Source organism: Roseateles sp. FW305-36, assembly GCF_058787015.1.
In genome coordinates, this window is the sequence record NZ_JBYSZK010000006.1 from 239855 (window position 1) to 260121 (window position 20267).

Genomic DNA, 20267 nt, shown 5'->3' on the forward strand with positions numbered 1-20267 from the left:
AAGCATCGCCGTCCCCGCGGGGGACCGGCCAAGTATTCCTTGGACGAGGGGCTTCACTTCAGGCTGAAGTCGGGCGCAAAGTTGCGCTTTTGCTCGATGTTGAGGGCAAAGCCCGACTGCAGGCCGATCTGCATGGGCCGCGGCAACTGGGTGACGTCGAGCTTGTAGCTGAACTCGAGGTAGTAGCTGCCGCTGTCCTCGATGTCCTTGGACTCGGCGATATGCCAGGCGCTCTGGCCACGCAGCACGGTCAGAGCTTCCTCCAGCGTCGCGAAGCTCTGGTGCAGGCCGCCGTTGGAGACGCGGTACTGCCGGGTCAGGGGCTGCCAGGCCAGGCGCCAGGTGCGTTCGGCGCGGGCGACGCGGGCGTCACGCCAGTACCAGCGGTTGCGCAGCACGGTGGCCTCGACGACGAAATACAGGGGGACACCCTTGTGCAGCGCGTCTTCGGCAGCGCGGCTGAGCTCGAAATGGGTCGTGAAGCTCAGGTCCAGCCCGTCGTCGGCATGCCGCGTGGAGAGCTGGGACAGCTCGATGCCCTCGGCCCGCGCCTGCCCCGGAAGCAGGGCGAGCAGCGCGGCAAAGAAGGCGGCAATGGCGATCCGGGCGAACAAATCAGGGCTTGGTCAGCAGGGCGTAGAAGAAGCCGTCCAGGGGCGGCGAGGGTTGTGAGGCATTCTCGGCGACGGGGAGCAGGTGACCCGTGAACCCGGCCACGGCGTGGGACTTCGCGTCAGCTTGGCGTTGCAAAAACGCGTCGAGCTGGGCCTGGCCCTCGGCGCGGAAGACGGAACAGGTGGCATAGACCAAGCGACCGCCCGGCGCCAGCAGCGGCCACAGCGCGTCCAGCAGCTCGGCCTGGATCCTGGCCAGGGCGGCGACGTCGTCGGGTCGGCGCAGCCAACGCACATCGGGGTGGCGGCGCACGATGCCCGAGGCGCTGCAGGGGGCATCGAGCAGGATGGCGTCGAAGGGCTGGCCGTCCCACCAGGTGGCGGTCTGGCGGGCGTCGGCGGCCTTCAGCGTCGCCGTCTGGCCCAGGCGGTTCAGGTTGTCCTGCACGCGCGTCAGGCGCTGGGCATCGGCATCCAGGGCCGTCAGCTGCAGATCGGGCTGCAGTTCCAGCAGATGGGCCGTCTTGCCACCCGGAGCGGAGCAGGCATCCAGCACGCGGGCGCCGGGTTTCAGGCCCGCACCGAGGGTCAGCGGCGCGGCGAGCTGGGCGGCGGCGTCCTGCACCGACACCAGGCCCTCGGCAAAGCCCGGCAGGGCCGACACGGGCACGGGCTTGTCCAGCACGACGGCCTGGGGCGTGGGCGCGCCGAGGGCCCGCGCGGCAATGCCGGCCGCAGCCAGGCGCTCGACATAGTCGGCCGCGCTGCTGCGCTGGGCGTGCACCCGCAGCGTCATCGGCGGCGGGCGGTTGTTGGCGGCCAGGATGGCCTGCCATTGCTGGGGCCAGTCCTGGCGCAGCTTTTCGACCCACCACGCCGGGTGGTTGAAGGCGCCCAGCGGGTCGCGCTCGGCCGCGGCCACCAGGGCCGCGCGCTCGCGCAGGAAGCGGCGCAGCACGGCGTTGACGAAGCCGACGCTGGCCGGGGCGCGGTTCTTGGCCGCGTTGACGGCCTGATCGACCAGGGTGTGGTCAGCGTAGGCAGGTTCGGGCTCCGGCCAGAGCAGGGCCAGGGCGACGAGCAGCAGCGAGTCGACGCGCGGCGGCGGCGCCTTGGGCGCGAGCTGCTTGCGGGCGGCTTCGGCGGCGCCCAGGCGGCGCAGGGCCGTGAAGGCCAGGGCCTGGGTGCCGGGGCGCAGGTCGGCCGGCACGCGGGCCAGCAGTTCGGTCAGGGACTTGCCCTCGCGCACGCCCTGCACGGCGTCGGCGGCCTGGGACAGCAGCCGGTGCAGGGGGGCCGACTGGGGCGCCGGGTGGGGGCTTTGGGACATGGCGCCAGTGTAGAAGTGCCCTTTGGCCGCAGAATCCGCGCCCATGAATGCACCTGCCGCCGACGCCCCCGTCTCCGAACGCATCCGCTACCGCCTCGTGTCGGCCGGTTGCCGCCACCACGCCAACGACAACATCGCCGCCTATATCGAAGCCGGCGAGCTGGACGCGCTGCAGGCCGAGGTGCAGGCCAGGATGCAGGAGGTGCTGAAGAGCCTGGTCATCGACACCGACAGCGACCACAACACTCAGGAGACGGCCAAGCGCGTCGCCAAGATGTTCGTCCGCGAAGTCTTTGCCGGCCGTTACGCCCAGGCACCGTCGGTCACCGAATTTCCCAATGTCAGCCGTCTCAACGAGCTGATGATCGTCGGGCCCATCACGGTGCGCAGCGCCTGCTCCCACCACCTCTGCCCCATCATCGGCCGGGTCTGGATAGGCATCATGCCCAACGAGCATTCCAACCTGATCGGCCTGTCCAAGTACGTGCGCCTGACCGACTGGATCATGAGCCGCCCGCAGATCCAGGAAGAGGCCGTCACCATGCTGGCCGACGAGCTGCAGGCCCGCGTCAAGCCCGACGGCCTGGCCGTCGTGATGGAAGCCGACCACTTCTGCATGCACTGGCGCGGCGTCAAGGACATCGAGGCGGCCATGACCAACAGCGTCATGCGCGGCGCCTTCCTGACCGACCCCAATCTGCGCCGCGAGTTCCTGTCGCTGATGCCCAAGAAGTCCGTCGGCTAAGGAATCAGGCCCGCGACGTCGTCCCAGGCCTCGGGCGCGATGCGCCCGGCGTGCCGCGCAACGACGGCGCCCTTGGTATCGATGACGAGGGTCAGCGGCACGGCAGCCGGGGCGGCCAAAGGCGCCGCGAACTTCAGGTCACCCGCCCATAGCGAAGGCATGGCCGGGCCACCCTTTTTTATCTGCTTGAGCGTCTGCAGATAGCTCAGCGCCGCCGCGCGGTCGCGGTCGGTGCTGATCAGCACCAGCTCGAAGGGCTTGCCTCGCCAGCCCATGGCGTTGGCGCGCAACTCCGGCATCTTCTGTATGCAGGGGGCGCAGTCGGTGTTCCAGAAGAACAGCATGACGACCTTGCCGCGCAGGGCGTCCAGGCTGAAAGGCTGGCCGTCCAGGGTGTTGCCGTCCAGCCTGGCAGGCTGGGCGTTGGCGGCAAGGCAGAGAAACCACAGGAGGGCGGTGAGCAGAGGGCGCATGCGGCGCAGTCGCGCCGCCCCGGCTTGGCCTTACAGCTTCATGCCCAGCCAGATGACAGTCTCCGTGGACGCAGCCACGACGGGCTCCAGAAAGCGCACCCAGAAACCGCCGCTCAACCGGGCAGCCAGATCGTCGTGATGCTGCTGCTCGTCGGTCACGATGGCCTCGATGGCCCGCACGGCTGCGGGGTCCGAGGTTTCCAACTGCGCGATCTGGGTCTTCAAGTGGCCAAGCACGACGCGCTCGACGGCCACGGTCGTTGCAGCGATGGCGGTGCGGCCAAACAGGCCCGTCACGAAGCCCAGCACATAGCCTCCCAGGGCGCACAGCACATAGCTGCGGCAGCGCAGTCGACCGCGGCGCTGCAGCTCAGCCGCAAAGAGGGCTCGATGCCTTTCCTCGTGCGACCGGAATTCGCGCAGTTCGGCGACAAGGCCCGGCGCCGTCAGCCTCGCGGCCAGGATCTGCCCGGCGTAGATGTGCACTGCGCCGTTCTCACCGGCATGGTTGACCTTGAGGATGCGGGCACCGAGATCGGTATCCGTCGACTCGGCAACCAGCGCGTCCATGGCGTCTCAGAGCGAGCGGGCTTCGCTGAACCCGTACAGATTCGCCAGCACCCGCGTCGGGAACTGCTGCAGGGCCTCGTTGTACTGGGACACGGCCTGGTTGAAGACTTGGCGGGCGAAGGCGCGCTGGCGTTCCAGCAGCTTGAGCTCGCTGACCAGGGCGTCGATCTCGGTCTCGCTGCGCAGCTCGGCCTGGTGGTCGAGCAGGGACAGCAGGCGCGTCAGCGCTGCCGCATGCAGGGCGCTGGCGACGGCCAGGGTGCCGACGGGGTCGGGCGCCCAGGGCTTGGCGCGCGAGGCGGCGGCCGCGGCCTGGGATTCGGTTTGCGCGCTGGCCAGAGCGTCGAAGGTCGCCTGCTCGCTGGGCAGGCGCGGCGTGACGGCGGCCAGCAGCTTGTCGCAGACCTCGCTGCGGTCCTTCAGGTGGGCATCGAGCTGCACAAAGGCCTCGCCGATGACATTGCGCAACGACATCAGGCGGTTGTAGGCGCCCACGCCCCAGAAGAACAGCAGCGCCGCGGCGGCGACGCCCAACCACTGCCAGGCCGTCATTGGCCGGCCTTGTAGCGGGCGAAACCGCTGGCGCGCAGCTCGCACGCCGGGCAGCGGCCGCAGCCATGGCCCCAGTCGTGCAGCTCGCCGCGCTCGCCGAGATAGCAGGTGTGGGTGTCCTCGACGATGAGCTTCACGAGGGACTCCCCCCCCAGGCTCTCGGCCAGCCGCCAGGTGGCGGCCTTGTCGATGAACATCAGCGGGGTGTCCAGCGTCATCGGCGCGTCCAGGCCCAGGCTGAGGGCCACCTGCAAGGCCTTCATGGTGTTGTCGCGGCAGTCCGGGTAGCCGGAGAAGTCCGTCTCGCACATGCCGCCCACCAGCACGCTCGCGCCACGGCGGTAGGCCAGGGTGGCGGCGAAGGTCAGGAAGAGCAGGTTGCGCCCGGGAACAAAGGTGTTGGGCAGGCCGTTGGCCTGCAGCTCGATGGCGCGCTCGCTGGTCAGGGCCGTGTCGCTGATCTGGCCGAGCAGGGACAGGTCCAGCAGATGGTCGGCGCCCAGCTTGCCGGCCCAGGCCGGAAACTGCGCCGCGATCTGGGCGCGTACGGTGTTGCGGCAGTCCAGCTCGATGCGGTGGCGCTGGCCATAGTCGAAGGCCAGGGTCTCGACCTCGGCGAAGCGGTCCAGGGCCCAGGCCAGGCAGGTGGTGGAATCCTGGCCGCCGGAGAAAAGGACGAGGGCTTTGCGGGAGTCGGTCATGGGTGGGATGCTACCGAAGCAGGCCCGCCGACCCGTGGGCCCATCTAGGGAGACGCGTCTGGACTCGGGGAAGCCGCGCCCTGGGGACGGAGGACTGCGCCGCACGCGATGACGCCGCTCGACAGCACGTCGGCACGCAAGCCGCCGCGGCGCAGAAAGCGCTTCACGACGGCGGCGGCGGTGATGTCGGGCGAGGCCAGCGCATTGCCCATGCCCAGGCAGGGCTCGCACAGTTCCACGCCCCGCAGCCTGACCTCGCCGATGCAGAACTCGACACCCACAAGCTCGTTGAGCCGCACCCCGCGCGTCAGCAGGTTGCGATGGGTGATGGAAACGTCGTCGCGGCGCCCCTGCTCGCGCAGAAAGGCTTCGACCTCTTCGATCTCGATCAGCGTCAGGTTCTGGCCGGGCTCGTCATGCCGGCCGAAGTAGCGGTCGCCTTCGATGCCGGAGCCGGCGACGGCACGGACGGACTCGTGTTCGACCTGGGCTACGCCCGGCCGGGGCGCGGTGAAGATGCGTTCAACTGTCATGGCTGGCTCTCCCGTCCAAGCTCGTGGCCGGTGATGCTAACTTCGCCTTCCACCAACACCGTTTGCCGCTGACACACCATGAAAAAAGCACCCTTGCTGATCGCCGTCCTGGTGCCCGTCGGGGCGGTGGCCCAGTCCCGCATCGACGACGTCCTCGTCTACCCCGGCGGCGCCCAGGTCACGCGCCTGGCCACGGTGGCTGCCGGCGCGCGCGAACTGGTGCTGAACTGCCTGACTGCGCGCTTCGACCCGGACTCGCTGCAGATCGATGCGCCGGCCGGCGTCAACCTCGGCCCGGTGCAGATCGAGACGCTGCCACGCGAGCGCGTGCCCGAATGCGCCAACAGCCCGCTCGACGAGCAGGTGCGCAAGCTCGAAGCCCAGCGCGACGGCCTCGTGGCCGAATCCACCGCGCTGGACACCGGCCTGGGCTATCTGCGGGCGCTGGGCTCGGGCGAGGCACGCGCCACGCCGGCCGCCGGTATCGGGCCCACGGCCGACACCATCCGCAAGACCGCGCTGGAGGGCCTGCTGCGCCAGGCCGCGCTGCGCCGCCAGCTGGAGGACCTGGACAAGCAGATCACCCCGCTCAAGGCCGAGCGCGACCGCCTCGCCGCCGCCAACCCGCAATGGCGCAGCCTGCGCCTGCGGCTGTCCACGGCGCGCGAGGCCGAGCTGAAGCTGAGCTATCGCGTGAACCAGGCCGGCTGGGCACCGAGCTACCGCGCGCTGCTGGACACGGCCAGCGGCGCTATGAATCTGGAGCGCCTGGCCCAGGTGTCGCAGCAGAGCGGCGAGGACTGGAAGAACGTCAAGCTGCGCCTGTCGACAGCGCAGGCACAGCAGAAGGTTGGCCAGAACCCGCCATGGCCGTGGAAGCTGGACCTGCAGCCGCCGCCGCGCCAGGGCCAGCTGATGGAGAGACTTGCTGCACCGGCGCCCGCGCCCGTCGCCCAGTCCGTCATGGTGACCGGCTCGCGCGTGGGCGAACCCGAGCAGGAGCGCTTCGACCTGAGTGTCTTCCAGGGCAGCTACGCCACCGAGTTTGTGCTGCCACTGCGCGTCAACATCGACAGTGGCACGCAGCGCGCCAGCCTGTCGCTGGGCAGCGAGAAGCTGCAGGCCAAGGTGCTGGCCCGTGTGCAGCCGCAGAGTGAAGCGGCGGCCTATCTCGTGGCCGACATGCCCAAGCCCGCCGGCGCCTGGCCACGCGGCGCCGTGCAACTGGTGCGCGACGGCGCGCTGGTGGGCAGCAGCACCCTCAACGTCGCCAGCGGCGAGGACCGGCTTGAGCTGCCCTTCGGTCGCGACGACGCGGTGCGCGTGCAGGTCGAGCCCGAGCAGCGCAACGCCGGCAACACCGGCTTCATCGGCCCGCGCGCCGAGCACCGCTATGCGCGCGCCTATGTCGTCGAGAACCGGCACACGACGGGCACGGTGACGCTGCAACTCGTCGAGGCCGCGCCGGTGTCGCAGCACGAGGACATCAAGGTGCAGACCCAGTTCAGCCCGGCACCGACGACTCAAGCCTGGCGCAAGCAGCCGGGGTTGGTGCTGTGGGAGCTGCCGCTGGCCGCGGGGCAGAGTCAGCGGTTCACGGCGGAATACGTGATCAGCGCGCCGAAGGAGGCGCAGGTGACGGGGTTGCGGTGAGAGCTGCGCGGGTTGGGTTGCCGTGCTCCGCGGGGATGAACACGAGAACTTCATCCCCCGCCCGGTCGAAGCTGCCGGTCGACACCCAGCCCTGCTGTCGATAGAAGCTGTAGGAGCGCACGGCAGGGTTTGGCGAGCAGCCAAGGAAGAGGCGCTGGTGCCCTGCTTCGACGAGCGCATCCACCACCAGGTTCAGCAGCCGCTTGCCGATGCCACTGCCTTCGTACGGAGGCAGCAGCGCCAGCACCACCACCTCGCCAGAAGCCTTGTCGCCGAAGCAGTAGCCGACGATGGCGGCTTGGTCGACGCAGACAAATCCCGGCAACGCGCCGCTGCCGACAGCGCTTGCCCATGACTCGGCCGTGATGCCCATGGCCTCCAACTGCGCGACCGAGATGGCGTTCTCGCGGGTAAGGCCGCGCAGGGTCACGCAGGCTGGGGCGTCTTCGGCGGTGGCGGGGCGGAAGTAGAAGGGCATAGATCGCGCATCCTTGGCCATGCCGCACCGAGCGTTCCTAGAGGACCTGTTTATTTCTGGCTACTTGCTTGAACACAACGACCGAAAGCGCAGTGCTGCAGATGGGTGCAAGCATGCATGCGAGTGCAAACGCTGCAATATCAGGCAAGTCGCAGGCGGACCTTTGCGGCGGGCATCTCCAAAGAAGGGAGAGCGTCGAAAAGATCAAAACGCCGAAGAGTGGAAGGCCCACCGCAAAGCTAGCGGCAGCGGCCAAATACGCCCTGACACGCAGGGTCACTGCCTCACCTCACCCTGCCCCAACACCACCCACTTCAACGACGTCAGCCCCTCCAGGCCCACCGGGCCGCGGGCGTGGAACTTGTCGGTGGAGATGCCGATCTCGGCGCCCAGGCCGTACTCGAAGCCGTCGGCAAACCGCGTGCTGGCATTGACCATGACGCTGGCCGAATCGACCTCGCGCAGAAAGCGCATCGCGTTCGGATGATTCGTCGTCAGGATGGCATCGGTGTGATGCGAGCCATGGCGGTTGATGTGGGCGATGGCTTCGTCCAGCGAATCCACCACCTTGATGCTGATGATGGGTGCCAGGTATTCGGTGGACCAGTCTTCCTCGGTCGCCGCCACCGCACCAGGCACCAGGGCCAGCGTGCGCAGGCAGCCGCGCATCTCCACGCCCTTGGCCTTGAAGACGGCCGCAATGCGCGGCAGGAAAGCCGCCGCCTGGGCCGCATGCACCAGCAGCGATTCGGTCGCATTGCAGGGGCTGTACTTCTGCGTCTTGGCGTTGTCGACGACCTTGAGCGCCTGCTCCAGGTCGACCTCGGCATCGACATAGCTGTGGCAGTTGCCGTCCAGGTGCTTGATGACGGGCACCTTGGCCTCGGCACTGATGCGCTCGATCAGCCCCTTGCCGCCGCGCGGGATGATGACGTCCACCCATTGCGGCGAGCTGATCAAGAGGCCGACGGCGGCGCGGTCGGTGGTGTTGATGAGCTGCACGGCGGCGCGTGGCAGACCGGCTTCTTGCAGTGACGCGGCGACGATCTCGGCCAGGGCCAGGTTGGAGTGGATGGCCTCGGAGCCACCACGCAGGATGCAGGCATTGCCGCTCTTGATGGCCAGCGACGCGGCCTCGATGGTCACGTTGGGGCGGCTCTCGTAGATCATGCCAAACACGCCCAGCGGCACGCGCATCTGGCCGACGCTGATGCCGGTGGGGCGGCGCTTGACGCCGGTGATCTCGCCGACCGGGTCGGGCATGGCGGCGATCTGCTCGCAGCCCTCGGCCACCGTCGCCAGGGTCTTGGCGTCCAGCTTCAAGCGGTCGCGCAGCGGGCCGCTCAGCTCTGCGGCGCCGGCCAGGTCACGGGCATTGGCCTCGGCCAGGGCTGGGCCGGCCTCGCGCAGGCGGCGGGCCAGGGCCAGCAGCGCGGTGTTCTTGGCGGCCGTCGAGGCAGCGGCCATCTGCGTGGCGGCGGCGCGGGCGGCGCGGCCGAGGTCGTCCATATAGGCGGTCAGGCTCATGGCCACCATTTTCGTCGAGACCCCTCGACCTAGATCTTCGTGAGGTCGGGCCCGCCCTCCGTGCCGAACCAAGTCTTGCTCAACGCCTGGCGAGCGCTCTTCTCGCCGGCGGCGTCACCCTTGCGCTTGTAGACCTCGGCCAGGGCCGCCAGCGCCCAGCCGTTGTTGCGCACGCGCACCAGGGAGTCGCGCAAGGCCTTCTCGGCCTCGTCCAGCCGCCCCTGGCGCAGGCGCACGGCGCCGAGGGACTGGCGCACCGGGTAGTACCAGTAGGCCGGTTCGGTATAGGCCAGGCCCTCCTCGACGGCCACGGCCTCTTCCAGCGCGGTGGCGGCGCCGGTCAGGTCGCCCTGGGCGTCGGCCAGGCGGGCCGTGGCGACCAGGCGGGCCGTCTGCGCGATGGCCTTGGCCGGAATGCCCCAGGCGTCGAAGGCGCTGAAGTCACTGCCTTCCAGGGCCGTGATGGCCGCGATCTCCTGCCTGGCCGCGGCGGCGTCATGCCTCGCGGCCTGCGCGACGGCGCGGGCGTAGTGGTACATGACGCGCACCAGCACCAGGTCCTCGGCCGGCGCGGGCAGCTTCAGGATGACGTCGGGCGCACTGAACTGGGCATGCGTCGTGTAGGGCGCCGCCTTGACGGGCTGCATGATGGGGAAGGCCTTGACGACCTCGTTGGGCATCGACGCGTCGAGCTTGGCGGCCGCCTCGATGGCGGTCGACGCTGCGCCGCCCATCTGGGCCGACACCATCAGGAAGTGGATGTTGTGCGGGTAGTAGGCCGAGCGGTAGAGGGGGTCGGACGGCGAGCGCTTGAAATAGGCCTCGTCGACGGCGATGGCCACGCGGTTGGCCTCCAGCGACTCGCGATACAGGCCGACGCGGTAGTAGATGTGGGCCGGCATGTGCACGATGTGGCCGGCACCGGGCATCAGCGCGGCCAGGCGGCGCGCCGGGGCCAGGGCTCGGTCGGGCGTCGTCGAGGCCTCGACGGCATGGATGTAGAGGTGGATGGCGCCGGCATGGCTGGGGTTGCGCTTGAGCACGGTCTCCAGCCCGGCCAGGATGTCGGCGGTGCGGCCCTTGGCCCTGGCCCCGGCGGCTTCCCAGTAGTCCCAGGGCTGGGTGTCCATGGCGGCCTCGGCGGCCAGCACCTGCATCAGGTCCTCGCCGGGGTATTGCTTCGCGACGGCCTTCATCGCGTCGGCATAGGCCGCGTCGAGCGGGGCGCGGTCCTGCGGCTGCTCGGCGGCGAAGCGCGCTTGCAGGGCCTCGACGAGGGCCTTCTCGCGCGGTGGCAGCTTGTCCTTCAGCGCCACGGCGCGCTGCAGCGCGGCCCAGGCGGGTGCAACCGCCTCGGCCTGCATGGGCACGTTGATGTTGGGACCGAGGACCAGGCTCTCGCCCCAGAAGCACAGGCCGCAGCCGGGATCGAGCTTCTGCGCGGCCTGGAAGGCGCGCTGGGCCTCGGCATGGTTGAAGGCGAAGGACAGGCGCAGGCCCTGGTCGAAATAGGCCTGGACCTTGGGGCTGACCTTGTCGAGCTTGAAGCTCATGGCCCCCAGGTCCTTGTAGACCGGCACGTCGCCCGGCGCGGCCTTCATGGGGGCGGGCTGGAAGGGCGCCGTCTCGGACTTGCGCGGCGTGGCGGCGACCGAGGCCACCAGGGCCTGCAGCAGCGCCGGCTGGCCGGCCGCCGTTGGCGCGCAGACGCCGCCGACGCTGTTCAGCAGCGGGTCGAAGGCATGGGCCCGGTCGGTACTGCTGGCCAGGGCCACGAGGCCAGCGATGGCCAGGGCCTGCAGCAGGCGGGAAGCAAGGCGGTGACGAGCATGCATGCGTCCTCCAGGCCCGGCGGGGGCCAAGCAGGCATGCTCGCACCGGCTGCGCCGGCGCGCAATCAGGGCAGCAGCTTGCCTTCGGTGTCGCGAATCTCTGCCTTGCGGCCGATGGCCTCGAGCTGAGGCAGGACCTTGGACTTGTCGCCCACGGCCACGACGATGAGCTGGGCCGGGTCGAGATGGTCGCGAGCGGCCTTCTGCGCCGTGGCGGCCGTGACGGCGGCCAGCTTCCTGGGTTCGTCGGTGACGGCGCTCAGCGGGCGGCCCACGGTCCAGTTGGCGGCATAGGCGCCGACGACGGCCTGGTTGGTGTCGAAGGAGCCCGGCAGCGACAGCAGGCGGGCATTGCGCACGCGGGACAGCTCGGCCGCGCCCATGGGCTTGGCGCGCATGGCTTCGATCTCCTTCCACATGTCGGCCAGGGCCGCGCCGGTCACGTCGGTGCGCACGCTGCCGCGGATGCCGAACTGGCCGCGCTCGCGGCCCATGGCATAGCCCGAGAAGATGCCGTAGGTGTAGCCCTTGACCTCGCGCAGCTGGTTGTTGATGCGCGAGGTGAACAGGCCGCCCAGGGCCGCGTTCATGACCTCGACGGGCGCCCAGTCCGGCGTGGACGCAAAAGGCCCGGGGGCGACGACGGCCAGGGCCGTCTGCGGCGCACCGGGCTTGTCGACGACGACCGTGCGAGCGGCAATCGGCCTGGCCGCCGGCAGCGGCGTGGCCGGTGCAGCATCGCCCGTGGCCTTCCAGGCCCCGAACAGGGGCTCGATCAGCGCGCGCAGCTCGGCCTCGCTCAGGTCACCGGCGACCACCAGCGCGGCGCGCTCGGGGCGGTAGTGGCCCTGCCAGAAGCCGCGCAATGCGGCCTCGTCCACGGCCTTGATGCTGGCCTCGGTGCCCAGCGCATTGAGGGCCAGCGGATGACCCTCGCCGTAGACGGCGCGGTTGCCGACGGCATTGGCCAGCAGCGGTGCCTGCTCGCGCGTCTGCGCGAGGGCCGCCAGGCGCTGGGCCTTCTGGCGCTCGATCTCGGGCGTGGCGAAGGCGGGGTTGAGCACCACGTCGGCCAGCAGGGCCAGGCCGTCCTTGGCGCTGGCCTTGAGGCCGGAGAACTCGACGCGGGCCTCCTCGCTGCCGGCCTGGGCGGTCAGCGTCGCACCCAGGGCCGCGGCAGCTTCGGCGATCTGCTGGGCGCTGCGGGTCTTGCTGCCCTCGGGCAGCATGGCCGACACGAAGCCGGCGAGGCCGGGCTTGTCCGCCGGGTTGGCGCCCTGACCGGCGCGCACCGTCAGGGTGACGCTGACCAGGGGCAGGCCGGGCTTGGGCGAATGGATGACGGTCAGGCCGTTGGCCAGGGTGAAGCTCTGCGCGGCCGGCAGCGTCAGCGGCTTGGCCTTGGTGGCGCCGGGGGCCTTGCCGCGCCAGGCCTCGGCAGCGTTCAGCGATTCACGTTCACCCTTGGCTGCCTTGGCGGGCACGGGCGGCGTGGCCACCTCGGGCGGCAGCACCTGCTCGCCGGGTTGGGCGAGCACGACGACACGGCGATCGCGCTGAAGCCACTGGGTGACGGTGGCGCTGACGGCGGCCGGCGTCGTGCCAGCATAACGCGCCAGGTCCTTGCCGACGAAGCCGGGGTCGCCGGCCATCTGGTTGTAGTGGTTGACGAGGTCGGCCAGCGAGGTGACCTTCTCCATGCGCTGCAGCAGCTGGGTCTGGATGGTGGCGCGGGCCTGGTTCAGTTCCGATTCGCTGGGCGGCGTGGTGGCCAGCTTGCCGATCTCGGCATCGACCAGCTTCTCGATCTCGTCCAGAGAAGCGCCCGGGCGGGCCACGATCTCGATGTTGAAGACCGAGCTCAGCGACTGCGATTCCTGCCCCACCTGCACGCTCTGGGCGAGCTGCTTGTCGCGCACCAGCAGGCCGTAGAGGCGGCTGGCCTTGCCGCCGCCCAGCACATGGGCGGCGACATCGAGCTCGGCATCGCCGGCCGCGAACATGGGCGGCGTGTGCCAGGCCAGGTTGAGGCGGCTCAGCTCGATGCGGTCGGTGACGACGAGGCGGCGCTCCTGGGTGATCTCGGGCATGGCGACCTTGACCTCGGGCACCTTGGCGCCGGCCTTCAGCGAACCGAAATACTTCTGCACCAGGGCCTTGGCCTGCCTGGGATCGAAGTCGCCGGCCAGCACCAGCGTGGCGTTGTTGGGCCGGTAGTAGGTGCGCGCGAAGTCCTTGACGTCCTTGAGCTGGATGCTCTGGATGTCGGCATGCGAGCCGATGACGGCGGCGCGGTAGGGGTGGCCTTCCGGGTACAGCGCCTGGTACATGGCCTCTTCCACGATGCCGTAGGGACGGTTCTCGAAGCTCTGGCGGCGCTCGTTGCGCACCACGTCCTGCTGGTTGGCCAGGGCGACGGAATCGACCTCGTCGATCATCCAGCCCAGCATGTCGGACTTCAGCCAGAGGCCGAGCTCGAGCTGGTTGGACGGCAGCGTGAAGAAGTAGTTGGTACGGTCGAAGTTGGTCGAGCCATTGCTGTCGGTGCCGCCGGCGGCGTCGACGAATTTGTCGAACTCGCCGCGCGGCACATGGCGGCTGCCGGCGAACATCAGGTGCTCGAACAGATGGGCGAAGCCGGTCTGGCCCTTGGCCTCGTTGCGCGGGCCGGCATGCACCCACAGGTTGAAGGCCACCAGGGGCAGGCGGTGGTCCTCGACGAGGATGACCTCGAAGCCGTTGGCCAGGGTGATCTTCTCCTGGCGCACGGCCAGCTGGCCGGCCTCGGTGCTGACGGCACCCTGGGAAGCCGCGGGCGCGCTCCAGGCGGGCAGCGACAGCGCGCCAGCCAGGACCAGCAGGGCGACGAGACGGCGGGGGGCGGGAGCGTTCATGCGAAATGGTCCTCGGGAGGCAAGAGGGAGATTGGGCGACGCAAGAGGCGCGGCGCAGAAGTGTCGATGGTCACCAGGGAGTTACCAGGGGGACAGCCAGGCCAGCAGGGCCAGCCACAGCGGCGCGGTGGCGACGTAGAGCACGGTCGACAGCACGGTGGCGGCCGTGACCTCGGGCTCCAGGGTGCGGTAGCGCTGGGCAAATATCAGCGCGTTGGACCCGGTGGGCAGGGCGGCCAGCATGACGATGACGGCCAGCGGCAGGCCCTGCAGGCCCAGGCCCCAATGGGCGATGACCAGCACGACCGCGGGGATCAGCAGCAGCTTGGCCGACACCAGGCCGGACAGTCCGCGCCAGGACTTGGGCCAGCCGTAATAGGCCAGCGACATGCCGATCAGCGTCAGGCACAGCGGCACGACGGCGGTGCCGAGGTTCTGCAGCACCTCGTCGAGCACGGCGGGGATGGGCCAGCCCGTCGCGTTCCAGCTCAGGCCGGCCAGCACGGGCAGCACGACGGGATGGATGACGGTGTTGCGCACCGTCTGCATCAGCGTGGCGCGGAAGGTGCGCGAGTGGCGCTCGCGGGCCACGTCCAGCTCGACGAGGCTGGTCAGCAGGGTCAGGATGGTCAGCGAATGCAGGCTGACGACGGCGATGTGGATGGCCAGGCCGCGTTCGCCGAACACGCCGGCCGCCACCGGCACGCCGACCTGCAGCGTGTTGCCGAAGCCCGCCGTGATGGCCTTGACGCTGGGCGCCGTGATGGCCTCGCCGGGCTTGCGGCGCCAGCGTTCGAACAGATAGATCAGCGTGACGACGACCAGCACCGGCACGAAGAAGGCGAACAAAAAGGCCCAGGGCAGGGTCGAGGTGTCCAGCCGCGCCGTGGTGCGAAACAGCAGGGCCGGCACGAAGATGAAGAAGGCCGCATTGGCCAGCACGCGGGCGGGATCGCTGTCACTGCCTGCCTCGCCGCCGCCCAGCCAGCGCATGCGGCCGACGGCCCAGCCGATGGCGACGGCGACAAGGATCGCCAGCAGCTTGAAAGCAATAGCCCAAGTCATCCCGTTCGTCCGTGGCGCGGCGCAGCGGAAATGCAACCACAGAGGCACAGAGGCACGGAGAAGCAGCTGGTCTGCACCGCCTCTGTGTCTCTGTGCCTCTGTGGTTGCCTTTGAATTTGCACTTCAGGCCAGCGGCAATCTGAGTTCAAAGACAAAACTGCTGCCCTGCCCCGCCGTGCTCTCCACCAGGATCTGGCTGCCCATCAGGCGAACCAGCTGCTGGCTGATGGACAGGCCCAGGCCGGTGCCGCCGAGATGGCGCGAGGCGTCGGAGACCTGCTCGAAGGCCTGGAAGAGGCGGGCCTGCTGGGCCGGCGTCATGCCGATGCCGGTGTCCGTCACCTCGAAGCGCAGGCGCGTGTGGTCGGCCTCGCGCTCGACGGCACGGGTGGTGAGCTGCACGCCGCCGCTGTCGGTGAACTTGACGGCGTTGGACAGCAGGTTGAGCAGCACCTGGCGCAGGCGCTGGCCGTCGGCGATGACCTGGCTCGGCAGGCGGGCGTCGGTGTCGACGGTAAAGGCCAGACCCTTCTGCTCGGCGCGCAGCCGCACGCTGTCGCAGGCCATGTCCACCAGGGCTCGCAGGTCCACCGGTGCAGGCTTGAGCGAGACCTTGCCGGCCTCGATGCTGGCCATGTCCAGCACGTCGTTGATGAGCTCCAGCAGGTGCAGGCCGGAGTCGCGCATCAGCTGCAGCTTGGCCTGCTGGTTGGCCGGGATGGCGGCGTCCATCTGCATCAGCTGCGTGAAGCCGAGGATGGCGTTCAACGGCGTGCGGAACTCGTGGCTCATGGTCGCCAGGAAGCGGCCCTTGGCCTGGTTGGCGCCTTCCGCGCGCAGCTTGGCCTCGCTGAGTTCGGCGGTGCGCTCGTTGACGAGCTCCTCGAGGTGGTCGCGGTGGCGGGTCAGCTCGGCCTCGGCCTGGCGGCGCCGCGAGATGTCGCTGACCATGCCCTCGATGCGGCGCTGGCCGCCCCCACCCTCGGCCCCTTCGGCCTCGACCCAGTGGGCGTTCAGCTCCACCCACAGCGGCTTGCCGCCGGCGCCGCGCAGCAGCAACTGGGCCTGCTGGATCTTGCCCTTCTCGTTCATGACCGCGACGACGCGCTGCATCTCCACGCGGTCGATGCCGCTCAACTCACGCAGCCGCCGCCCCACCGGGCTTTGCGAGCCCAGGCCCAACATCTGCGTGAAGGCGCGGTTCATGCTCAGCACGCAGCCCCTGGCATCGGTCTGGAAGATGCCTTCGGTGGCGTTCTCGAACAGGCTGCGGTAGCGGGCCTCGCTGGCGCGCAGGCCCGCCGAGCTGAGCTGGACCTGGTCGGCCGCGCTGCGCAGCTTCAGGCTCATGGCGTTGAAGCGCATGGTCAGCTCGCCGATCTCGTCACCGCGCTCGACAGTCTCCTGCGCGCCGAGGTCGCCCTTGGCGACACGCTGGGCCAGGGCGCCCAGGCGCGCCACCGGCCGGCGCACCAGCCAGTGCACCAGCAGCGAGCTGGCAATGACGATGCCGACGACCACGACGGCCAGCAATTCCACGACGAAGACGCGGGTGCGACCGATCTGCTCGTCGACCAGGTCGCGCCTGAACACCAGCACGGCGGAGGCCACCTGCGTGCCGGGCGTGTCGGCCGCCGGTTGGTAGGTGATGCCGAATTCGCGCCGCAGCAGCACGCTGGCCAGCCCGGAAGCCGACTCGGGGCGACCGCGCTTGGCCTGGCCACCGCGCAGGCCCAGGCCCTTGAGCTCGATGGCATGCACCTCGGGGTCGGCCATGACGGCATCGAGCAGATTCTCGATGGCGACATGGTCGAGGTTCCAGATCGGGCCGGCAAAGCCTCGCTCGATGAGGCCAGCCATGCGTGCCTCGCGCTGGCGCAGCGAGGCCATCAGCTCTTCTTCCTCGTGGGTGGTCCAGTACCAGCCCACGGCCAGCACCAGCAGGCTCGCGACCAGCGCGATGCCCGCCGTGAGGCGTGCCTGTATTCCGAGGTTGATCGGCGTCAACGCCATCCCCCGCTCTCCCGATTCGGCCCGTTCGGGCCCATGGCAGCGAGCATAAGCGGTTGGGCGCCCCGCGCGACGCCGTCAAGCCATGCGCCGGGGCCCGAGAGCGCCCGGCTCAAGCCTTGGCGGCAGCCTTCTTCGCCGGCGCCTTCTTGGCGGCGGGCGCCTTGGCGGCGCGTGGCTCGAACTCAAAGACGACCTTGCCTTCCTTCTTGTCATAGGCCAGGAAGGCCTTGAACTTGCGGCGGGTCTTGTTGGAGACGAAGTTCTCCAGCAGGTCGGTCTTGCCGTCGGCCAGGAGCTTGTGCACCTGGGCCGGTTCGATGGGCTGGGTCAGGATGACCTTGCCGGTCTTGAAGTCGCAGGTGACATGGGCGCCGACCGAGTGCTCGCAGACATAGTTGCTGCCGTGCTCGTAGACATGGCCCTTGCACTTGGGGCAGGCGCCCAGGCTTTGCTGGCCGGAGAAGTCGACCGGCTCGCCGTCGTTCTCGGCCTTCTTGGCGTCCTCGCCGAAGTCGAACTCGAGCTTCCAGTTCTGGATCTCGTCGTCGTACACGAGGGCCAGCTCGGCCGTGAAGGGCCAGCCCGCCTTGGAGCGGAAGCCTTCCAGCGGACCGATCTTCTTGGTCGCCAGGAAGGCCTCGACCTCGTGCAGCTCGAAGCTGCGGCCGCCCGGGATCTTGCCGATGGAGAAGCCGCAGGCGTCGTCGCCCGTGCCGCTCTTGCCGTTGCAGGTGAAGCGGCGGTAGTTCTCTTTGACGATGCCACCGCACTTGGGGCAAGGCGTCTTCAGCGTCGCGTAGTCGCCGGGGATGGTGTCGCGGTCATAGCCCTTGGCCTTGGCGACCATCTTCTCGGTCATGGCCGCGATCTCGGCCATGAAGACCTCGCGCTTGAGGCGGCCCTTCTCCATCTCCGAGAGCTTGAACTCCCAGTCGCCGGTCAGTTCCGGCTTGGTGAGGTCTTCCACGTCCAGGCCGCGCAGCAGCGTCATCAGCTGGAAGGCCTTGGCCGTCGGGATCAGCTCGCGGCCCTCGCGCAGCATGTATTTCTCGCTGATCAGGCCTTCGATGGTGGCCGCCCGCGTGGCTGGCGTACCCAGCCCCTTCTCGGCCATGGCCTCGCGCAATTCGTCGTCGTCGATGAGCTTGCCGGCGCCTTCCATGGCGGACAGCAGCGTGGCTTCGGTGTAGCGGGCCGGCGGCTTGGTCTGCAGGGCCTTCACGTCGACGCTCTCGGTGCGCACGACCTCGCCCGTCTGCACCGGCACCAGGTTGGCGTCCTCGTCGTCCACGTCCTTGCCGTAGACGGCCAGCCAGCCCGGCTTGACCAGCACCTTGCCGTTGGTCTGGAAGTGGTGCTTGTTGTCCACCTTGCTGATGCGGGTCGTGACCAGGAACTCGGCCGGCGGGAAGAACACCGCCAGGAAGCGCTTGACGACCATGTCGTAGAGCTTGGCCTCGACCTCGGTCAGGGCCTTGGGGGCCTGCAGCGTCGGGATGATGGCGAAGTGATCCGACACCTTGGCGTTGTCGAAGACCTTCTTGGTCGGCTTGATATAGCCTTCCTTCAGCGACGTGGCGGCATGCTGGGACAGCGCGGCCAGCGGGCCGGGCAGGTCCTCGGTGGCCAGCATCTTGGCCGTGTCCTTGGCCACGGCCAGGTAGTCCTCGGGCAGGAAGCGCGAGTCCGTCCGCGGGTAGGTCAGCACCTTGTGCTTCTCGTACAGGGCCTGGGCGATGGACAGCGTCGTCTTGGCCGAGAAGCCGAAGCGCGAGTTGGCCTCGCGCTGCAGCGTCGTCAGGTCGTAGAGGCCGCCGCAGCTGGTGGTGCTGGGCTTGCTCTCTTCGGTGACGTGGGCGGGCTTGCCGAGAACCGCCTTGGCGATTTCTTCCGCCTCGGCGGCCGTCCACAGCCGGTCGGCACGGCGCTCCGCGTCGTCGTTCTTCTTCCAGGCGGGGTCGAACCACTTGCCCTCGTACTGGCCGGCCTGGGCGTCGAAGTTGGCGCGCAGCTCCCAGTAGTCGCGGGCGACGTGCTTGCGGATCTTTTCCTCGCGCTCGACGACGACCGACAGCGTCGGCGTCTGCACGCGGCCCACCGTGGTCAGGAAGAAGCCGCCGTCGCGCGAGTTGAAGGCCGTCATGGCCCGCGTGCCGTTGATGCCCACCAGCCAGTCAGCCTCGGAGCGGCAGCGCGCGGCGTCGGCCAGCGGCAGCATCTGGGCGTCGGAGCGCAGCTTCTCGAAACCCTCGCGGATGGCGGCCGGCGTCATGGACTGCAGCCACAGGCGCTGGATGGGCTTGTTGAGCTTGCCCTTGGCCGGCTGGGCGTACTGCTCGATCAAGCGGAAGATCAGCTCACCCTCGCGGCCCGCGTCGCAGGCGTTGATCAGGGCGGTCACGTCCTTGCGGCGGATCAGCTTGGAGAGCGCGTTGAGGCGGCCCTTGTTCTTGTCGATCGGGTTCAGATCGAAGTGGGGCGGGATCACCGGCAGGTGGGCGAAGCTCCATTTGCCGCGCTTGACGTCGTATTCCTCGGGCGCCGCGATCTCCACCAGGTGGCCGACGGCCGAGCTGACGACGTACTGCTCGTTCTCGAAGTGATCGTCGTGCTTGTCGAACTTGCCCGCCACCGGGGTCAGCGCACGGACGATGTCCTGCGCCACGCTGGGCTTCTCGGCAATGATCAAGGTCTTGGTCATCGGTCTAGGTCTTCCCTACTCTTTTCAACGGCGGGGGACTCGAAATCCCCTGCCTACAATCCGGCCCTCGCGCGCACCTACGCACGCGCGCACCCATGAATTCACCGTACCACAGCGCCGATGACCGCCAAAACCCCACGCCGCAAGATCGAAGTCCGTGATTCCGGCGTGCACGGCCGCGGGGTCTACGCGGTGGCGCCCATCGAGGCGGGCAGCCGGATCATCGAATACACCGGCGAGCGCATCACCTGGGAACAGGCCGTCGAGCGTCATCCTCACGACCCCAGCCAGCCCAACCACACCTTCTATTTCCACATCGACGGCGGCCTCGTCATCGACGCGCTCTACGGCGGCAACAACGCGCGCTGGATCAACCACGCCTGCGAGCCCAACTGCGAAGCCGACGAAGTCGATGGCCGCGTCTTCATCAAGGCCCTGCGCGACCTGGAGCCCGGCGAGGAGTTGTTCTACGACTACGGCCTGGTGCTGGAAGACCGCCACACGGCCAAGCTGAAGAAGCAGTTCGCCTGCTGGTGCGGCGCCGCCACCTGCCGCGGCACCATGCTCGCTCCGAAAAGGCGCTGAG

17 protein-coding genes are annotated in these 20267 nt (G+C 69.1%); 3 read left to right on the forward strand and 14 right to left on the reverse strand.

Annotated elements, in window-relative coordinates; genetic code table 11:
- Positions 1 to 53: 53 nt before the first annotated feature.
- Complete coding sequence (locus AC3WOE_RS13620) at positions 54 to 614, reverse strand: DUF4390 domain-containing protein (protein WP_492691153.1); 561 nt, start codon at positions 612 to 614, stop codon at positions 54 to 56.
- A gap of 1 nt (position 615) precedes the next feature.
- Complete coding sequence (rsmB, locus tag AC3WOE_RS13625; protein ID WP_492691154.1) at positions 616 to 1944, reverse strand: 16S rRNA (cytosine(967)-C(5))-methyltransferase RsmB; 1329 nt, start codon at positions 1942 to 1944, stop codon at positions 616 to 618.
- 43 nt (positions 1945 to 1987) lie between these two features.
- On the opposite strand from rsmB, the gene folE reads away from it, so the two are divergent.
- Complete coding sequence (folE, locus tag AC3WOE_RS13630) at positions 1988 to 2689, forward strand: GTP cyclohydrolase I (RefSeq protein WP_492691155.1); 702 nt, start codon at positions 1988 to 1990, stop codon at positions 2687 to 2689.
- Here the strand turns inward: folE and AC3WOE_RS13635 are convergent.
- From AC3WOE_RS13635 to AC3WOE_RS13655, 5 genes are read right to left on the reverse strand one after another with little or no spacing between them, the layout of a single operon-like run.
- The gene (locus tag AC3WOE_RS13635; RefSeq protein ID WP_492691156.1) at positions 2686 to 3162 is read right to left on the reverse strand and encodes a TlpA family protein disulfide reductase; all 477 of its coding nucleotides are present in this window, start codon (positions 3160 to 3162) and stop codon (positions 2686 to 2688) included. The genes folE and AC3WOE_RS13635 overlap by 4 nt on opposite strands.
- Before the next feature lie 30 nt (positions 3163 to 3192).
- Positions 3193 to 3732, reverse strand: coding sequence for a demethoxyubiquinone hydroxylase family protein (locus AC3WOE_RS13640; RefSeq protein WP_492691157.1), 540 nt, complete (start codon positions 3730 to 3732; stop codon positions 3193 to 3195).
- A 6-nt stretch (positions 3733 to 3738) separates the two neighbouring features.
- Entirely contained in the window at positions 3739 to 4284 is a 546-nt protein-coding gene (locus AC3WOE_RS13645) for a LemA family protein (RefSeq protein ID WP_492691158.1), read from the reverse strand.
- Entirely contained in the window at positions 4281 to 4985 is a 705-nt protein-coding gene (queC, locus tag AC3WOE_RS13650) for a 7-cyano-7-deazaguanine synthase QueC (protein WP_492691159.1), read from the reverse strand. The genes AC3WOE_RS13645 and queC overlap by 4 nt, the downstream gene beginning before the upstream one ends.
- A gap of 44 nt (positions 4986 to 5029) precedes the next feature.
- Complete coding sequence (locus AC3WOE_RS13655) at positions 5030 to 5518, reverse strand: MOSC domain-containing protein (RefSeq protein WP_492691160.1); 489 nt, start codon at positions 5516 to 5518, stop codon at positions 5030 to 5032.
- Between the two features lie 78 nt (positions 5519 to 5596).
- On the opposite strand from AC3WOE_RS13655, the gene AC3WOE_RS13660 reads away from it, so the two are divergent.
- The gene (locus AC3WOE_RS13660) at positions 5597 to 7171 is read left to right on the forward strand and encodes a DUF4139 domain-containing protein (protein ID WP_492691161.1); all 1575 of its coding nucleotides are present in this window, start codon (positions 5597 to 5599) and stop codon (positions 7169 to 7171) included.
- Here AC3WOE_RS13660 and AC3WOE_RS13665 read toward each other — a convergent pair.
- The 7 genes from AC3WOE_RS13665 to AC3WOE_RS13695 all read right to left on the reverse strand — a co-directional run bounded on the left by AC3WOE_RS13665 (position 7131) and on the right by AC3WOE_RS13695 (position 19681).
- A complete protein-coding gene (locus AC3WOE_RS13665; protein WP_492691162.1) occupies positions 7131 to 7649 on the reverse strand; it encodes a GNAT family N-acetyltransferase in 519 nt (172 codons plus the stop codon). The two genes, AC3WOE_RS13660 and AC3WOE_RS13665, sit on opposite strands and share 41 nt — an antisense overlap.
- A gap of 276 nt (positions 7650 to 7925) precedes the next feature.
- The gene (locus AC3WOE_RS13670; protein WP_492691163.1) at positions 7926 to 9185 is read right to left on the reverse strand and encodes a glutamate-5-semialdehyde dehydrogenase; all 1260 of its coding nucleotides are present in this window, start codon (positions 9183 to 9185) and stop codon (positions 7926 to 7928) included.
- 20 nt (positions 9186 to 9205) lie between these two features.
- The gene (locus AC3WOE_RS13675) at positions 9206 to 11011 is read right to left on the reverse strand and encodes a tetratricopeptide repeat protein (protein ID WP_492691164.1); all 1806 of its coding nucleotides are present in this window, start codon (positions 11009 to 11011) and stop codon (positions 9206 to 9208) included.
- Between the two features lie 62 nt (positions 11012 to 11073).
- Entirely contained in the window at positions 11074 to 13902 is a 2829-nt protein-coding gene (locus AC3WOE_RS13680) for a M16 family metallopeptidase (RefSeq protein ID WP_492691165.1), read from the reverse strand.
- An 81-nt stretch (positions 13903 to 13983) separates the two neighbouring features.
- Entirely contained in the window at positions 13984 to 14967 is a 984-nt protein-coding gene (locus tag AC3WOE_RS13685) for an AEC family transporter (RefSeq protein ID WP_492691166.1), read from the reverse strand.
- Between the two features lie 123 nt (positions 14968 to 15090).
- A complete protein-coding gene (locus AC3WOE_RS13690) occupies positions 15091 to 16980 on the reverse strand; it encodes an ATP-binding protein (RefSeq protein ID WP_492691167.1) in 1890 nt (629 codons plus the stop codon).
- 109 nt (positions 16981 to 17089) lie between these two features.
- The gene (locus AC3WOE_RS13695) at positions 17090 to 19681 is read right to left on the reverse strand and encodes a DNA topoisomerase III (protein WP_492691168.1); all 2592 of its coding nucleotides are present in this window, start codon (positions 19679 to 19681) and stop codon (positions 17090 to 17092) included.
- A gap of 120 nt (positions 19682 to 19801) precedes the next feature.
- On the opposite strand from AC3WOE_RS13695, the gene AC3WOE_RS13700 reads away from it, so the two are divergent.
- Entirely contained in the window at positions 19802 to 20266 is a 465-nt protein-coding gene (locus AC3WOE_RS13700; RefSeq protein ID WP_492691169.1) for an SET domain-containing protein, read from the forward strand.
- Position 20267 lies beyond the last annotated feature (1 nt).

Coding starts and splice junctions, on each gene's coding strand:
- rsmB (WP_492691154.1), bottom strand. CDS start 1,944: ATGTCCCAAAGCCCCCACCCGGCGCCCCAGTCGGCCCCCCTGCACCGG.
- folE (WP_492691155.1), top strand. CDS start 1,988: ATGAATGCACCTGCCGCCGACGCCCCCGTCTCCGAACGCATCCGCTAC.
- AC3WOE_RS13635 (WP_492691156.1), bottom strand. CDS start 3,162: ATGCGCCCTCTGCTCACCGCCCTCCTGTGGTTTCTCTGCCTTGCCGCC.
- AC3WOE_RS13640 (WP_492691157.1), bottom strand. CDS start 3,732: ATGGACGCGCTGGTTGCCGAGTCGACGGATACCGATCTCGGTGCCCGC.
- AC3WOE_RS13645 (WP_492691158.1), bottom strand. CDS start 4,284: ATGACGGCCTGGCAGTGGTTGGGCGTCGCCGCCGCGGCGCTGCTGTTC.
- queC (WP_492691159.1), bottom strand. CDS start 4,985: ATGACCGACTCCCGCAAAGCCCTCGTCCTTTTCTCCGGCGGCCAGGAT.
- AC3WOE_RS13655 (WP_492691160.1), bottom strand. CDS start 5,518: ATGACAGTTGAACGCATCTTCACCGCGCCCCGGCCGGGCGTAGCCCAG.
- AC3WOE_RS13660 (WP_492691161.1), top strand. CDS start 5,597: ATGAAAAAAGCACCCTTGCTGATCGCCGTCCTGGTGCCCGTCGGGGCG.
- AC3WOE_RS13665 (WP_492691162.1), bottom strand. CDS start 7,649: ATGCCCTTCTACTTCCGCCCCGCCACCGCCGAAGACGCCCCAGCCTGC.
- AC3WOE_RS13670 (WP_492691163.1), bottom strand. CDS start 9,185: ATGGTGGCCATGAGCCTGACCGCCTATATGGACGACCTCGGCCGCGCC.
- AC3WOE_RS13675 (WP_492691164.1), bottom strand. CDS start 11,011: ATGCATGCTCGTCACCGCCTTGCTTCCCGCCTGCTGCAGGCCCTGGCC.
- AC3WOE_RS13680 (WP_492691165.1), bottom strand. CDS start 13,902: ATGAACGCTCCCGCCCCCCGCCGTCTCGTCGCCCTGCTGGTCCTGGCT.
- AC3WOE_RS13685 (WP_492691166.1), bottom strand. CDS start 14,967: ATGACTTGGGCTATTGCTTTCAAGCTGCTGGCGATCCTTGTCGCCGTC.
- AC3WOE_RS13690 (WP_492691167.1), bottom strand. CDS start 16,980: ATGGCGTTGACGCCGATCAACCTCGGAATACAGGCACGCCTCACGGCG.
- AC3WOE_RS13695 (WP_492691168.1), bottom strand. CDS start 19,681: ATGACCAAGACCTTGATCATTGCCGAGAAGCCCAGCGTGGCGCAGGAC.
- AC3WOE_RS13700 (WP_492691169.1), top strand. CDS start 19,802: ATGACCGCCAAAACCCCACGCCGCAAGATCGAAGTCCGTGATTCCGGC.